12 protein-coding genes and 2 pseudogenes are annotated in these 16,192 nt (G+C 45.3%); 4 read left to right on the top strand and 10 right to left on the bottom strand.

Annotated features, from left to right (window positions below; genetic code table 11):
- Window positions 1–235 precede the first annotated feature (235 nt).
- From AK963_RS17055 to AK963_RS17040, 4 genes are all read right to left on the bottom strand, one after another.
- Window positions 236–1,612 carry a TolC family outer membrane protein gene (locus tag AK963_RS17055; RefSeq protein ID WP_083232717.1) on the bottom strand — a complete coding sequence of 459 codons (1,377 nt, stop codon included), beginning with the start codon at window positions 1,610–1,612 and terminating at the stop codon, window positions 236–238.
- Window positions 1,613–1,745: 133 nt separating this feature from the next.
- A complete protein-coding gene (locus AK963_RS17050) occupies window positions 1,746–4,892 on the bottom strand; it encodes an Ig-like domain-containing protein (protein ID WP_066016649.1) in 3,147 nt (1,048 codons plus the stop codon).
- A gap of 97 nt (window positions 4,893–4,989) precedes the next feature.
- Window positions 4,990–6,423 (bottom strand): HlyD family type I secretion periplasmic adaptor subunit, encoded by a 1,434-nt coding sequence (locus AK963_RS17045; protein ID WP_083232716.1) that lies wholly within the window; start codon window positions 6,421–6,423, stop codon window positions 4,990–4,992.
- Window positions 6,356–8,092 carry an ATP-binding cassette domain-containing protein gene (locus AK963_RS17040; RefSeq protein ID WP_083232715.1) on the bottom strand — a complete coding sequence of 579 codons (1,737 nt, stop codon included), beginning with the start codon at window positions 8,090–8,092 and terminating at the stop codon, window positions 6,356–6,358. The genes AK963_RS17045 and AK963_RS17040 overlap by 68 nt, the downstream gene beginning before the upstream one ends.
- A gap of 742 nt (window positions 8,093–8,834) precedes the next feature.
- On the opposite strand from AK963_RS17040, the gene phbB reads away from it, so the two are divergent.
- The 3 genes from phbB (at window position 8,835) to phaR (ending at window position 12,099) form a co-directional block, all read left to right on the top strand.
- Window positions 8,835–9,557 carry an acetoacetyl-CoA reductase gene (gene phbB / locus AK963_RS17035; RefSeq protein ID WP_066016647.1) on the top strand — a complete coding sequence of 241 codons (723 nt, stop codon included), beginning with the start codon at window positions 8,835–8,837 and terminating at the stop codon, window positions 9,555–9,557.
- A gap of 127 nt (window positions 9,558–9,684) precedes the next feature.
- Window positions 9,685–11,469 (top strand): class I poly(R)-hydroxyalkanoic acid synthase, encoded by a 1,785-nt coding sequence (phaC, locus tag AK963_RS17030; protein ID WP_175404554.1) that lies wholly within the window; start codon window positions 9,685–9,687, stop codon window positions 11,467–11,469.
- 189 nt (window positions 11,470–11,658) lie between these two features.
- Complete coding sequence (gene phaR, locus AK963_RS17025) at window positions 11,659–12,099, top strand: polyhydroxyalkanoate synthesis repressor PhaR (RefSeq protein WP_066016645.1); 441 nt, start codon at window positions 11,659–11,661, stop codon at window positions 12,097–12,099.
- A 9-nt stretch (window positions 12,100–12,108) separates the two neighbouring features.
- On the opposite strand, the gene AK963_RS17020 is transcribed toward phaR, so the two are convergent.
- The 5 genes from AK963_RS17020 to AK963_RS33330 all read right to left on the bottom strand — a co-directional run bounded on the left by AK963_RS17020 (window position 12,109) and on the right by AK963_RS33330 (window position 15,644).
- Complete coding sequence (locus AK963_RS17020; protein WP_066016644.1) at window positions 12,109–12,903, bottom strand: 3-hydroxybutyrate dehydrogenase; 795 nt, start codon at window positions 12,901–12,903, stop codon at window positions 12,109–12,111.
- A 15-nt stretch (window positions 12,904–12,918) separates the two neighbouring features.
- Window positions 12,919–14,136 carry a polyhydroxyalkanoate depolymerase gene (locus AK963_RS17015; RefSeq protein ID WP_066016643.1) on the bottom strand — a complete coding sequence of 406 codons (1,218 nt, stop codon included), beginning with the start codon at window positions 14,134–14,136 and terminating at the stop codon, window positions 12,919–12,921.
- Between the two features lie 79 nt (window positions 14,137–14,215).
- Window positions 14,216–14,920 (bottom strand): phasin family protein, encoded by a 705-nt coding sequence (locus tag AK963_RS17010; protein WP_066016642.1) that lies wholly within the window; start codon window positions 14,918–14,920, stop codon window positions 14,216–14,218.
- A gap of 287 nt (window positions 14,921–15,207) precedes the next feature.
- The gene (locus tag AK963_RS17005; RefSeq protein WP_139117471.1) at window positions 15,208–15,456 is read right to left on the bottom strand and encodes a hypothetical protein; all 249 of its coding nucleotides are present in this window, start codon (window positions 15,454–15,456) and stop codon (window positions 15,208–15,210) included.
- Window positions 15,457–15,497: 41 nt separating this feature from the next.
- The gene (locus AK963_RS33330; RefSeq protein WP_175404553.1) at window positions 15,498–15,644 is read right to left on the bottom strand and encodes a hypothetical protein; all 147 of its coding nucleotides are present in this window, start codon (window positions 15,642–15,644) and stop codon (window positions 15,498–15,500) included.
- A 119-nt stretch (window positions 15,645–15,763) separates the two neighbouring features.
- On the opposite strand from AK963_RS33330, the pseudogene AK963_RS36885 reads away from it, so the two are divergent.
- A pseudogene (locus AK963_RS36885) lies at window positions 15,764–15,967 on the top strand (helix-turn-helix domain-containing protein); the annotation flags it as partial.
- Between the two features lie 35 nt (window positions 15,968–16,002).
- On the opposite strand, the pseudogene AK963_RS35495 reads toward AK963_RS36885, so the two are convergent.
- Window positions 16,003–16,192 (bottom strand): annotated as a pseudogene (locus tag AK963_RS35495) (IS630 family transposase); the annotation flags it as partial.

The raw sequence follows: 16,192 nt of genomic DNA, 5'->3' as shown, positions 1-16,192 counted from the left end.
GCTTGTGCTGCCACCGCTCGTTGAATCACGGCATGGACATCCACATGCAGCGCTCTGGCTTTGCTGAGTAAATCGACAGAGAGGTCGGTTTCAAATGCAACAGGGCTTTCATGAGTAGTTTTCATAGTCATAATCACTCTCTTTACTCATTATCTGTCGCTTAATTATAGCTGCCGGAACATTTATGTTCTGTAAGGGAGCTTATTTGAACAACATTAGGAGCAACTCCCAGCAACTACATTACATCGACTACCGCCAAGCCACACTGATTCTCAAACTGGAGTTTTGCATTAAGTGCTGTCAACAAAGAACCAGTGCTATGTAACAAACGAAATTGATTAAACACCAAGTCGAACTGAGCATTGATTTCACTCTGCCTTGCCGAGGTAAATTCGCTTTGGCTGTCCAGAACATCCAATAGCGTCCGGCTACCGACTAAAAACTGCTTATCATAAAGCTTTCTAGACTTTCCCGACTGACGAACATACTCAGCCAATGGAGATAAGCGCTGATTTCCAAAATCCACGGCAATCCACGCCAATCGAACCTCTTCTTCTACCTGCCTCCTGGCTCGGTTACGAACCTCTAGCGCTTTATTGACCAATTTACTCGTCTGGCTAAGGCGCGCTTTATCCCCGCCGCCATTGTACAAGTTATACGTTACATTTAATTTCGCTATGTGAGTGTATGTATCTCCCTTGCCCCCATTAGCATCCTTATCCCAATTAGCCCCTACCTCCAAATCAAGCTGAGGCAGGAATGTGCTTTTACTGGCTTCATATTGAGCCTCTGCTGCTTTAACATCTTCACTGGCGAGTTTCATAACCGGGTGATCCATAACAGCCTGCTGTATCGCCAACTCCAAGGACACCGGTATATATGGGGGTACCTGGGGTAATGAATACGACAACGGTAAATTTCCGACCAACCGCTGATATTGCGTTTTAACATCCTTAAGTACAGACTCTGCACTGATTTCATTAGTCTTCGCCAGAACCAGACGGCTTTCAGCCTGTGCCACATCAGCCTCATTACTACGCCCTTTCTTTCCCTGTATTTGAATCAGCTCAACAATACGGGCATGCTCCAGTGTGTTTTCCTGCATCAATTCCAGAATGTCCTGCTGGCGCATAATATTGATATAAGCTTGCGCAACACTCAAAGCAATATCCGATGCCTGAGAGCACAATTCTTGAGAGGCCGATGCCTGACGAGCCGATTGACGCAGGATTTCACTTCGAACCCCGAAGCCATCAAATAGCATTTGCCTGGCACGCACTGCAGCTTCACGATGCGTTCTTTTCTGGTCTTTACTGTCAGCACTACCGGCATCATATGCGCCAATGGTGGTACTGTTTCGACTGTTTTCATAACCAATAGCCGCTGAAAAATCGACAACCGGCAAATAACCTGCACGCGCCTGTCGAACTTCATCAACCCTGGCGCCAGCCTCAATGGCTTTAACGAGAATCTCAGGACTTGTCGCCAGAGTTTGATTAATGGCCTCAACCAGTGTATCTGATTGACTAGAAGACGACATAACGATTGTAGAAAGAACCATCAGACAGGCAAAAGACTGTCGACACACAGATTTTACCTTTTTAAAGACCAAAACCTGACTCCTGTGATTTATTGATATCAAAAGAATTGAAGTAAACAAAACAACATTACTTTCTTCACTTGGTAGCCATGAAGTAAATGCAAACAGTCATGTGAGAGAGTGTAAAAGGCGACAGGTATACCGATCAGACAATCAGTTGCCCATTATTGATAAGTTCCATCAGCACATCCTGCCCAGTCATATCATTGACATCGCGATCACCCCAACCGCCAACATGATGGAGCTCTATGTGCAGCGTATCCCGACTGCTTTCTGCCGTATTTTTTACAATATTAAGGGTGACATGATCCTCATCAATAAAATCTACACTCACGCCGTTTTCATTAAGGGTCGATAGCAGTGCATCGACATCCATGTGCTCATCTTCTTCTACCTCAACCAGTGAACTGATATCCAGAACATCCGCGGTTGGATCAGAGTTCACATCACCAACCACAAAATCGAGAATTTTATCCGTCTGTACCGTTTGATCATCAAGCAGGTCGTCAATATCAAACACAAACTTGTTTGAGCTGCTGCCATCCGTATGACCTCCCGTTATGGTATCATTGCCTTTTCCACCGTAAAGCGTATCGGAACCACCTTCCCCATCGATGGTGTCATTGCCATCACCACCATACAGCTGATCCTGACCTGTTCCACCCCTGAGAATGTCATCACCTTCGCCGCCGGCAAGATAGTCAGAACCCGCTGTACCCACCAAAACATTATCACTACTATCGCCCTGCTGCCCTTCGGTAAAATTAATAGAAACGGTTTCCGATGCCACATCACCATCACTGTCTGTAGCGACCACCTCGATGTTGATAGCGCTTTCACCGGACGGCTGAGTAGTACGGGTCAGCACTGTCGAATCCGTAACAATCCGAAATTGGGAATCTGCGTCCCTCCCAACCAACTCAACATGGCCAAGAACTTCCTGGCCGACAATAACAAGTTTTGCATTATTGCTAATACCTTGATCCAGCAAATGCCCGTCGGTGCCAAACGCTTTCCAATGATAGAACCCATTGGAATTTCTACCATTATGTACATCAATACCTATGGTGACACCGATTGTATCGCCAGCAACAAACTCCATTACCAGAATATCTTCTGCTCCAGCTATCCAGCCACTGCCGACTGCAATGCTGTTAGCACTCCAATTAACGGCAATGGGTTCTCCACTATTTTCCTTTTGAGCAGATATTGCGATAATGGATCTACCTACCACATCATCGTCCGCATTCCAATCAGCCTTCGACTCATACCTCTCAACCTCCAAGTCATCGTCGCCCGCAACCAGCACCAGGAAGTTTTCATTACCCCCAGTTATATGACCGAGTTCGGTGGTATAGGTGAAGTCAATCAACTCTCCAGAACCAGAGGTTTCAATGATATACCGGTCATTATTGGGATCCAGCCTAATACGGAACAACTCATCCTGGGTATTGCTGTCGCTAAAGGCATTACTGCCAGCGGAATCGGTATAGGCGATAAGAACTGAAGTATCTTGAGAATCAACAAAATAATAAACGGCCTTACCGTTACTAGTGAGCCCGGAGTCTCCGTGTTCCTGGGTATTCTTATTCCAGCCGGTAATATTTTTGCTCAGGTCGCCTTCATACTGCGTGTTAATACCCTCAGTCTGTAAAACACCTATATACGAGTGTTCTGGCGCATTGATGAGTACCCACGCATCTGAAGCATTCGTAATGCGAATCTCATCATTAATATTCACCTTGATAACCGCAGTGTTTGAGCCCAGCTCACCGTCATTCAGGATGACCTCAAACTTCTCAAAAGGTGTCGCATCGACTTGATTATCAACTTTGTCGTTCAACTGATATGACCACTGCCCATCACCGTAAAAGGTGACCTCTCCGTAATCCCCTTCTACCGTTCCGATCAACTCATGGGTCCCGGTCAGGCGGCCAACTTCAAAACCATTAGCATATAGTGTGAGATCGTCACCCTCTACATCAATGCTATCCAGCCTGCCCGTAACCTGAGTAACCCTTGATACGTCCGGATTATCCTCATCCAGTCCAGACTCAAAGACCAACTTTTCAGCACCAACATCGACCACCGGAGCGTCATTGGTACCGGTGACGGTAATCGTGGCTGTGGAGGTCGACTCTGCCCCTTCGTCATCGGACATCACATAGCGCACGGTCACTGTCGCGCTTTCACCGTTGGCCAGGCTGTCGAAGTCACTGCCGGGGACGAACTGCAGCTGGTTGTTCACCACGCTGACGGTCCCCTGGCCGTTTAACGGATTCCCCTCGCCATCGACGATCTCCACGCTGTCGAGACTGAAGTTGGCCGGGTTGTCGCTGCTGTCAACATCCGTGTCGTTGGCCAGCACATCAATGGTCAACGTCTGGTTCTCGTGACCGGTGGCGGTATCGGCACTGGCCACCGGAGCGTCATTGGTACCGGTGACGGTAATCGTGGCTGTGGAGGTCGACTCTGCCCCTTCGTCATCGGACATCACATAGCGCACGGTCACTGTCGCGCTTTCACCGTTGGCCAGGCTGTCGAAGTCACTGCCGGGGACGAACTGCAGCTGGTTGTTCACCACGCTGACGGTCCCCTGGCCGTTTAACGGATTCCCCTCGCCATCGACGATCTCCACGCTGTCGAGACTGAAGTTGGCCGGGTTGTCGCTGCTGTCAACATCCGTGTCGTTAGCCAGCACATCAATGGTCAACGTCTGGTTCTCGTGACCGGTGGCGGTATCGGCGCTCGCCACAGGGTTATCGTTTATATCTACACCCAGTGGGCTCTCATCAAGCGTATTACTTATGTTATTTGTTTCTACATTAATAAGTGTTGCAAAGTTTGAAGTTTCAAAACCAGCCTCAGGCTGGACGCTGATCCCACTTAAATCAAAAATTTCCTGGGTACGAGACCCAGAATTAATCGTGGTATCTACTTGATTCGTTTCGCCAGCCTGTGGAGAAGGCAGTAGCTCTGAAGGGTCACCACCAGCCAGAATAGTTTGTGGTATTTCGTACTGTTCTGCTTCAATTTCCAGCTTCAGCTCTTCTATTTCCGGTGAAAGCCTGAAAACAGCATTATCATTAAACACAACGGACTGACCTGAATCCAGCTTAATATTTATTGTGCCATCATAAGTCATAATGATGTCGTCCTTATAAACAATACCTCCTTTATTCAGAACACGACCTTCTTCTTGCGAATTGACAGCTTCAACCCTCCCTGTTACAGACTCAACAGTTCCAACCGATTCCTTCTGCTTTGTTTCAACTTCTGAAAGATCGTTCATATTCACCTCCCGAATATAAACAGTTAATAATCAAACCATAAATCTCAATTTGTTTCTGGCATAGAAAATGCTTAAACACTATATCAACAATTCACAACTACCTTTCACTAAAAGCCAGCTGTTTAGCTCTAAGCACCGGTTTTAAAAGGTAATCAAGCAATGTTTTTTTTCCTGTCAATATATCAACCATTGCCACCATACCCGGAATTATAGGGCGAGCATTGTCGTTTTCATTTCCCAGATTATTAGCTTTCGTTACAACTCTAGCAAGATAAAAGCTATCTCCTTTTTCGTCTTCAATGGTATCTGCACTGATGCTTGTCAATGTACCCTCTATGCCACCGTAAATAGTGAAATCGTACGCAGTAAATCTGACGGTAGCTTGTTGACCAGGATGAAGGAAGGCTATATCTCTAGGATGTATCTTCACTTCAACTTCCAGTGAATCATCAATCGGCGTCAGTTCTATGATGGTCATCCCTGGCTGAACAACCCCGCCCTCCGTATTAACAAATATCTGGTTGACAACTCCCCGCATCGGCGCTCGGACAAGCGTTCTGTCAACTTGATCACTCACCAGTGCTTCCTTTGCCGACAGTTCGTGCAACACACCGATGGTTTCATTCAGCTCCAGTCTTGATTTATTTACAAAACTTAACTGGACTTCTTTCAACCTTTGAAGAGCCTCTTGCTGCTGCGCTTCAACTTGCTCAAGTTTTTTTTCATAAACTTTCATCTCTCCTTGAGAATCACTCACTTGCCGCTCAAGCCTGAGCACTTCAACTTTAGAAACAGCACCTTCCCTGGCTAACTCCCTGGCCAGCTTTAATTCTTCAAACAAAAAACTATACCGTCGCCCCAACATCTGTCGGCTGGCTTTCAACTCAGAAAGTTGTTTTTCCATCCGGGCTATTTGATGCAGAACAATCCCTTGACTACTTTCAAACTCTTTTTGGCGGTTCAGAAAAAGCTCTGTTTCTTTTATAACAAGATCTGGAACTTCATTTATCAGGTCTTCTGAGAACAGTGGTTCCCCACCTTCGACCTCTGCTATCAGGCGAGCTTTCTTAGCCTCCAAGGTATGCTTGTTTACAACTTGCCCTTTTTTTAATGACGAAAAACGTGTGTCATCCATAACTATCAATACTTGGTCTTTATCAACAACATCGCCCTCAGCAACCAATATATCCTCAACAATCCCACCTTCAAGATTCTGTATATTTTGAACTTGGCTTGATGGAGTTACTCTCCCATCCCCCCGAGCAACTTCATCAAGGGAGCACCAGTTAGCCCAAACAAGAAATGTTATTAAAAAAATACTGGTAAGAATCAATAAAGGGCGACTTCCCTTCGTTATAATGTTTATGTCGTCTTCAATGGACGCCTTAGTACAAACATCTTCACTATTATCAACAGAGCTACTTTCTGAAATATGCCTTTTGCTGACCTTTTTCTCGTCCATGTCAGACCACAGCCTCTTCATTCGAAACTTTTCTTTTAACATTACCTTTAGCTGCATCTCCTGCAACATGGATCCTTCCTTTATCGAGTACAACGATGCGATCCATCGTGTCCAATAAACTTTTCTTATGGGTTATCATAATGATTGAAACGCCACTCATATTCTTTAACAGTTCACAGAATTGAGCTTCAGCCTGTGAATCCATTGCATTCGTGGGTTCATCCAGCATTAAAACTTTTGGTCGATTTATCAATGCACGAGCCACACCTACTGCTTGCGCCTGCCCCCCAGAAAGGTATCGCCCACCTTCTCCAACATGAAAGTCCAGTCCTGCACTGCCAAACTTTACAAAGCTCTCCAATCCTGTTTTTTTAAGTACTGCCAAAATATCCTCATCCTGAACTTCCGGATGATGCATAGTGATATTGCTCCGAAGTGTGCCGTTAAACAGTTCTGTTCTCTGAGCAACATACCCTACATGACACCGAAACCAACCAGGATCAAGCTGACGTAAATCAATATTATCCACTCTTACACTGCCGGATTTTGGCCTCCAGAGCCCAAGAAGTATCTGCAATAACGTGCTTTTACCAGACCCCATACGGCCAAGTATGGCCATTTTACAACCTGATGGAATATCTAGGTTAATATCCTGCAATAAATCACACTCCCCTTTGTATGCGAAGGACAGACTCTGAACCGTAAAATGTCCTGCGAATCCCCCCGGCTTTAATAATGTGGATGTCAACGGCTTTTCCTGGGGAAGGTTTATGATTTGCTCTGTGTGATTAAGAGCTTGCACCGTTTTTTCGTACTGATTAAGCAACCCAATAACCTGAGAGACAGGAGAGGCACACCGACCTGCAATCATCACAATGGCAATCAGCCCACCCATGGATAACGATCCAGACCCGATAAGGTAAACACCGCAGGCGACCAGTGCGACAGTATTAAGTTGCAACATCAACATCGTAGTTTGACTGGTCAATGTCTGCAGTTGACGAATTTTAAGGCTACTATCAGCAACACTGCGATTCAACGCATTCCATTCCATCTGATTCTGGGGTTCTGCGTTACTGGTTTTTATTGATACCAGTCCAAGCAACAGCTCCAATAGAAAATTCTGCCTCTGGGCTGAAGCAGACTGTTGTTTTGTTATCAATAATTGAAGCTTACGATTCAAAACCCAGGCAAGCATCAAAGCGATACCAATACAAACCACTGGAATAAGAACAATCGCCCCACCCAACCAGTATGCTAAAGCAAGAAAAAGAATCACAAAGGGCAGATCAATAAAAACCATAATTGTGGTAGATGTGATAAACGACCGAACGCTGTCAAACTCTGCTAATTGATTCATCAAATTACCCGCACTTTCTGGTCGATCAGCAAGACTTAAACCAAGCAATCGTGAAACCAGACGTGATGACAGTGATATATCAATCTGCCGACCAGCAAGATCTATATATCTTGTTCGAATAAACCGAATCATTGCTTCAAAAAAAAAGGCTATTACCACTCCAGTCACCAACATCCATAATGTTTCAACTGCTTGATTGGGGACAACCCGGTCATACACATTCATCACAAATAGAGGCGTGACTAAAGCAAATAGATTGACCAATAAACTGGCTACAAAAACATCTCTATACACTTTCCAGTATGGAGCTAATGCATTCCAAAACCACGAATAGCTATTTCGGCTTTTAGTTTGTTTTTGTTTATCAGAAAAATTCATATAGCCTTCCAAATAAAAAATGCACTTATCTAACTTGGAAATTTCATAAATTAACGTGAGGTAGGCGCATCGATACTGCTGATAGCCTATGTAATACAGCCAATCCTCAGACAAACGACAGATTGATTTCAAAAATCTGTCAGAACCCTCCAATTTTGCGATTAGATCTTGTTATTGCCATGACAAGTGCAAATAGAAGGCATAACTATATGTAGTGGTCAAGTATTAAAGCAGTTCAGCTATGTTAGGTGCCAACCAGCTCTATAGAGAGACATGATTTTGACCTCCTATCGAAAGGAATCTGTAAAGACTTTAACGCAGAGATATCACTTTCAGATTAGATGATAAAGGACGTCTATACTATAGTTGATATGAGTCCATTGATCGTGGCGCTTTAGAAGTTATAAAAGCTCTTGCTAAGATATCTTGCATCTACAGGCTTTGTTTCGATCTGGATCAAGGAGCCTCTCGTACTTAGTACTTGTCGCTGACGCTATTTCGAAACAGCCAAATCAGGCCATTCTATACTGTTTTTCGTTGAATTTATTAGAGGAGTAGCTGACATTAAGTCATCATAAAAACTGACTCTAGCTGGGTTTGCGCTCACTACGGTCGGGTAAGTCCGACAAATTCCTAGCGCTATCAGAACACAGCATCTGAGAAGTATTCATCTGCAGCAATTCAAAATGTAAGAAAGATTGTTTTTTTAATAATACTTGTTCGTAGCAACAAGGGGGCTAGTGTGAGTAAAGTAGCAGTAGTGACGGGAGGTACGCGAGGAATTGGTGAAACAATCAGTACTCACCTCAAAGACCTAGGCTACACCGTTATTGCAAATTACGTAAGCAATGATCAAGCAGCACAAGCATTTATGGATCGTACCGGTATCCCTGTTATTAAGTTTGATGTAAGCAACTTTGCAGCCACCCAAAAGGGTATCTCGCAGATCGAAGTAGACTTCGGCCCTACTGATGTCCTTATCAACAACGCAGGCATTACACGCGATAAAACCATGCACCGAATGGACGTCGAACAGTGGGACGCCGTCATTCAAACCAACCTTGCCTCTTGCTTCAATACCTGTAAGGCCGTGATCGAAAATATGCGTTCCAGGAATTTTGGTCGTATTGTCAATATTGGTTCAGTCAATGGGCAGTCAGGCCAATACGGCCAAGTCAATTACGCCGCTGCAAAATCCGGTATACAGGGCTTCACCAAAGCACTGGCGCTTGAAAGTGCGGCCAAAGGCATCACCGTCAACGCCATCACCCCGGGTTATGTTGACACCGATATGGTTCGCGCGTTACCTGAAGCCATCTTGGAAAAAATCACCGATAGTATTCCCGTTGGTCGACTGGGTACACCTAAAGATATTGCCCGAGCAGCGGCCTTCTTAGTCAGCGATGACGCTGGTTTTATCACCGGTTCTACACTCTCTGTTAACGGCGGCCAACACATGTACTAATCGACAGTCGATAATTATTGATTCGCTGACACCTAAGTACCTCAATACTTTGGGGGGCATTAATTGGGAGGAGGTAAGTTTGGTAAACCAGAGTGATCACTTCGAGCAGCTATTCAGCAGCCCCCTAGTGAAAGAAGTAGCTGAAGGTTTCTTAAACCTTCTGGATAATAGTCTCTCCCATGCCATGCGAAACCGGCACGACCGGTTAACCCCCAAGGCTATCCTCGAAAATCTGATTAAACAGTGGCGAGAGCAACCCGTACAAATGGATGCAGCTCAACTGATTAAGCTTCAGATGGATTTTATGGAAAATCAGCGGCAGCTTTGGCAACAAGTTGGCCAGGCTTTTTTTAAAAAACAGACCCTGTCTCAATTTACTGACGATGGCGAGCGCGACCCTCGTTTTCAGGGTAGTGACTGGAACACAGAGCCTGTGTTTTACTTCTTAAAACAAGCCTATCTGTTAAACGCAAAAATGCTGGAAGATCTCGTCGAGCAGTTTGAATTTAAAGATCCCCAATTCAAGCAACAAACGAAGTTCTTCACCCGTCAGTTTGTCAGTGCTCTTTCACCTGCGAACTTCGCATACAGTAACCCGGAAGTTTGCCGCGAAATCCTCAAAAGCAAGGGCTCCAACTTACTAAAAGGCATGGAAAATCTAGTTCGTGACCTCAAACAAAGCCCAGCCGATGCTTTGAATATTTTGCAAACGGATCTTGAGGCTTTTGAACTCGGTACAAATCTTGCCGCCACACCAGGTGAAGTGATCTACCAAAACGACCTGATGCAGTTAATTCAATACACTCCGGATACCAAAAAATGCTTACAGCGACCACTGTTGTTTGTGCCACCGTTTATCAACAAGTACTACATTCTTGACCTCGATCATAAAAAATCGATGGTGCACTGGCTCGTTAAACAGGGTTTCACCGTCTTTATGATTTCCTGGGTCAATCCATCGGCGCAAATGGCTGATAAGCAGTTTGACGATTACATGCTTCAAGGTCCGGTGGCAGCTCTTGATGCAGTGGAAGCTATCACTGGAGAGAATAAGATCAACACCGCTGGTTATTGCGTTGGTGGTATGCTGCTGGCCACTACGCAATCATACCTGCAAAATATTGGCGACGAACGTATCAACAGCATGACATTTTTCACGACCCTTCTCGACTACGATGAGCCAGGAGAAATAGGTAATTTTATCTCCGAACAAATATTATCCCATTTAGAAAAAGAGACTGGCACTCACGGTGTGCTGGATGGTCGTATTCTGGGTATGAGCTTTAGTCTTTTGCGTGAAAATAACCTCTACTGGCCATTTTATATTAACAACTATCTCAAAGGGGAAACACCCTCCGCATTTGACATCTTATACTGGAACAGCGATGCAACCAACCTGCCCGCCAATACCTTTAACTTCTATATTCGCAACGCCTATCTCAACAACTGCTTTGTTGAGGCCGGTAGCGTGATCCTCAATGAGGTACCCATCAATCTGTCTACGATAAATCTACCCACTTACTTTGTAGCCCCTAAAGCTGATCACATTGTTCTTTGGGAAAGCGCCTACCAAAGTGCTCGCCGTCTTGGCGACGGAATCAGCCGCCAGGCAGCCATGAAGCGCTTTATCTTAGCTGGCTCCGGCCATATTGCTGGCATTATCAACCCCGCTGAATCGGGTAAATACCCATACTGGGCCTGCGACAGCAGTGTCGGCAATGAAAGTTTACCGGAAGATCCCCACGCTTGGCTGAACGAGGCCACCAAGGTGGAGGGCTCCTGGTGGTGCGACTGGTATCGTTGGCTGGCAGGCCTTTCAGGTGACAAAGTCGATGCTCAGAAAGTTGGGATACATCCAGATTTTCCAGCGCTGGAACCCGCTCCTGGTAGCTATGTAAAAGTGCGGATTTAAAACAATATCAAGATTGATATCGCCTGTAATTATTGACCAATCAGTATTCTCATTAATGCCACGATCCATCATAATCGTGGTTTTTTATGCTGCGAATTTATCCTCCAACGGGATATTGAGGGAACCGCTACTTTGAAGTTACCTGCTCCCTTAATGTTTTCTTCAACCTTCACCATGTAGGAGCTGGCTTTGATCACAATCAAAAAGTATCCCAACCGACGATTGTACGACACATCTCAGAGTCAGTACGTTAATCTTGACTATGTAAAATTATTAACTCTGGAGCATATTGACTTTGCAGTAGTTGATTCTAAAACTGGCGATGACATCACCAAGAGCATTCTCCTGCAGATCATCAGTGAACAGGAGAGTAGTAACGAGCAATCATTGCTTACAGATACGTTGCTGAAACAACTGATTCGTTTTTACGGCGATGATATGCAAGTTTTTTTACGTCAATACCTGGAGCAGAGTCTGAACCACTTCCTCAAGCAACAGGATACGATGCAAGGCTTGCTTAAAAATATGATTGATGCTGGTCCTATCGGCATGATCAGTAAAATCATGGAACAAAACCTCGACACTTGGCAAAAATTCACCCACCAAGACTCAGATAATGAGGAAAAATAAGCCGATGAATTAGCGGGCGGTCCAGGCTCCATCCAACACTATTGTCTGCCCCGTCATATTTCGGCTCACTGGGTTCAACAAAAACAAAACGCTACCAGTAACCTCTTCCAACGAAATAAAACTTTGCTTCGGCATCGGGGCCAGCATAATCTTACTGATCACTTCATCTTCGCTGATACCGTAGTACTTAGCCTGGTCAGCAATCTGCTTTTCCACTAGCGGCGTTTTTACATAGGCTGGACAAATAGTGTTAATGGTGATGTCGTACTCGGCCACTTCTAACGCAATGGTTTTACTAAAACCGAGCAGACCGTGCTTCGCTGCGATATAGGCGCTCTTATAGGGTGATGCGATCAAACCGTGAATTGAGCCTATATTCACAATGCGCCCATATTTTTGTTCTTTCATCATTGGCAAAAAAGCGCGGGTCAACATGGCAGGTCCTACCAATAGCACATCGATAACCAGCTGCCATTTATCGACAGGAAATTCTTCCAACTTTGCCACATGCTGAATGCCCGCGTTATTGACCAACACATCAAGTCGAGTAAATTCTCCCTTGATGGTTTTTCTACAGGCATCGATACTTTCTTGATGGGTAACATCTAAATACAAAGTTGATGCACTACCGCCATGCTCACATATAGTTGCGACTATACTCTCTGCTGCCTTCAGGTCGATATCGCTGATCACTACATAAAAACCATCGCGGGCTAGCTCTCTGGCAATAGCAGCACCTATACCACTTGCCCCACCGGTCACCAGTGCGACAGGCCTATTCGCGTGTTGCTCACTCAAACTCATGAGTTTATTCCACCCTCAACTGTAATCGTGAATAAATTCAGTTACCAAAGGACGTACATACTTTCGAAACCTGGAGCCGCTGAAAATCCCATAGTGGCCAGCCCCCTCCTGCAAGTGATGACAGCGCATTGTCTCGGGTATGTTTTTACACAGAGCGTGCGCCGCTTGCGTTTGTCCTATGCCACAGACATCATCACTAGCACCTTCAACCGTCAGCAGAGCCGTATTATTGATCGCCCCAAAATTGACGGACTTACCATTGTAGGTGATGGAGTTGCGAGCCAACGCATTAGCTTTAAAAACACGTTCTATAGTTTCCAAATAAAATTCTGCGGGGATGTCTAATACGGCCATATATTCATCGTAGAAGGCTCGGAAACAATCAGCGTCTTCCTCATCGCCCTCAAGCAAGTTCTGAAAAAAACCCAGGTACTTAGAAATATGCATGTCAAGATTCATCGATAAAAAACCGCCCAACTGCAGGAAGCCTGGGTAGACTTCGCGTCCTTCACCGGGGTAACCTGGCGGCACCGTCATAATGGCAAATCCACGAAACCAATCCATACTGTGCTCTTGGGAATATTTATTAACACGGGTAGGATTTTTACTGACATCAATGGGGCCCGCCATTAGCGTCAAGGTTTTTGGTGTAGAGGTATTTTTTTCTTCCGCCATCACGGCAGTGGCAATCAGTGCCTGCACCGCTGGCTGACAGATGGCAACCAAATGAACGTCCTGACCAAGGAACTGAAGAAAATCGATCAGATAACTGACATGAAGGTCAAAGGTAAATGCTCCTTCATCTAAAGGTACTTCCCGAGCGTCTAACCAGTCAGTAACGTAGACCTCATGATCAGGCAAGAGTCCTTCCACCGTGCCCTTCAACAGCGTGGCGTGATGGCCTGACAACGGTGCTACCAGTAGGACCTTGTTTTTATCTTCCCTTCCTACTCGCTTGAAATGGACTAACTCGCAAAAGGATTTTGAGAGCACAACCTCCTCTCGGACGCGAACAGTTTTATCATTGATCAACACGCTATCAATATCAAAATCAAGCTTTTCATAACTCTTGGTCAGACGCATTGCAAACTCCAACGCAGCGTTGGTCGTTCGCCCAATGGGAGTATGACTGTATGGATTGAGTGGGTGGGTGCCAATATCCAGTATAAGGCCATATATATTGTGCATGGCGCTGGCACTTTTATTATAGAAATCGTATGCCTCGTATCTCATAGGTCACCCTTTATTAGACAGGCATAACAGCTTGAAGCCAGTTAAAAAGCCCTTCAGAGAAGAGCTACGGTGATCTTTACTACTTATTGGTAGCCGCTGAAGTTTTTGTCGTGGACTTGGCCGCTTTAGCCCTCACATCAACCGCCGCTTTATTGGCCTCAGTGAAAGCACTTTTCATCATTTCACCCACTTTTTCCTGGGCTTCAGACATGACTGCGTAGGTATTTTTTGCAGTGTTCACCATTTTTTCCTGCAGATTCTCAGTGTATTCCTTCTGAGCCTCCATGACTCCTGACATATCTTCATGACGCCCCAGAGACTGAGCAAAGCTAGCACTGTCTTTAACCATCCCTGTCAGCCAATCGGCTTGCTGCTTCATTAGCTGTTCGAATACCTTAAGATTCGTAGCAGCAGTAGTTTTGAGTGAAGCTTTGGAGGCTTTGGATGTCACATCAGCAACAGATTCCTTAGCTTCGGTGAAAGCGTCTTTCATCAATTCACCTACTTTTTCCTGAGCTTCAGTTATCACGGCATAGGTATCTTTCGCAGTGGTGACAATATTATCCTGCAGGCTCTCAACGTATGCTTTTTGAGCCTCCATAACTCCAGACACATCGTCAGGATGACCCGCAGACTGAGCATAATTAACATAGCCTTTGATCATTCGGGTTATTAGGCCTGTCTGCTTCTGCAACAACTGCTCACACACCTTGGCATTAATATCAACCAGCTCGCTCATTGGTTTCATGGATTTTTGATACTGCTCAGTGATCTGCTCAAACATAACATCTCTCCTGAAAATCTTTTATGCTGCAACGCAACAATAAACAATTAAATTGTTAAAAATACACGACTATTAGTCAACAACATATTCGCCGTAATCCAGCATTTTTGATACAAATAAGAAATAGTTCAGAAGCCACTTAGAATAAAGCATGCCCCTCCTAACACGCTCCCTAAAATGTCATTCCTTCCTTTTTTAAATAGGTCTTATTTCAGTTGCTCAATGGATGCCTAACCGCTGCCCCTTGTATACCCGAAGACCATAGGATCTTCGGGCTCATTATTAACTCACCAGGTAATCACTCGGCCCCACTGCCCAGCCTTACGTACCACCAACGACGACAACGGCAGATAAATCACCACCAGCAGCACCTTCAGCCAGGCAATGCCCCACACCTGCTGATGAAGTTTAGGGTTCTGCCAGAAGGCACCAAACAGAAACAAGGCACACACTGGCGTGAACACCACCTGAACCAGGCTGTTGGATAAAAACGCACGCAGCTCAAACCACTGCGGATTCATCCACCGGCGAAACAACTGGAAAAACCAGATATTGATGTTGTCCGTAATCCACAGGGCTACGGCCAGTTCAGCATACCAGCCTGTGGGTAATGGCCTATCGCTTCTTCAAATACCAGCGTTTCGTGGCTGAACCCGGTGTGATCAAACACTGGCAGCCATAGCGCCAGGGTCTGTATCCCCCATCCCAGCATCGACAGAGTCATTAATACCCACACTGTCGAGTTCAACAGTCGTCGTGCATTACGCCGACCGTATATTGATACGAGCCAACACTTTGCATCGCAAATTGTCTTAATATAGCGCCTCAGTTTTTGAGGTGCCCATGAGTAAGGTTGACGGACGTAAAGTTTCCCATGATTTGAGAGAAGCCATCCGCATTCAGGCTATCCAGAAATGGCTGGATGGAGCAAAAGTTCAGAGGCTCTCTAAAGAGTATGGTACAGATTCCTCATGTATTTACCGCTGGATCTCACGCTATCGTGCAGGCGGTATGGATGCCCTGAAAACGCGCCCGATAGCCCACAGTAAAAATTCAAAACTTATACCAATTGAATTTTCTAACTACTGTATAACTGCCCAATCACGGGAGCACAGACTGAACAGTCGACCAGCTTCGCTGCAAAGGTTATTCCAAGCTTCACAGCAACAATCTACAATATTTTCATAACCTGAAAATGCTTTGTTTGATAAGTCATGCTCCCGCATCCACTCCCATAGCCTTTCTGAGCTGTTTAACTCCGGTGCGAATGGT

It is taken from the genome of Endozoicomonas atrinae, from assembly GCF_001647025.1.
GTDB lineage: Bacteria > Pseudomonadota > Gammaproteobacteria > Pseudomonadales > Endozoicomonadaceae > Endozoicomonas > Endozoicomonas atrinae.
This window is presented reverse-complemented; position numbering and strand designations above follow the sequence as displayed.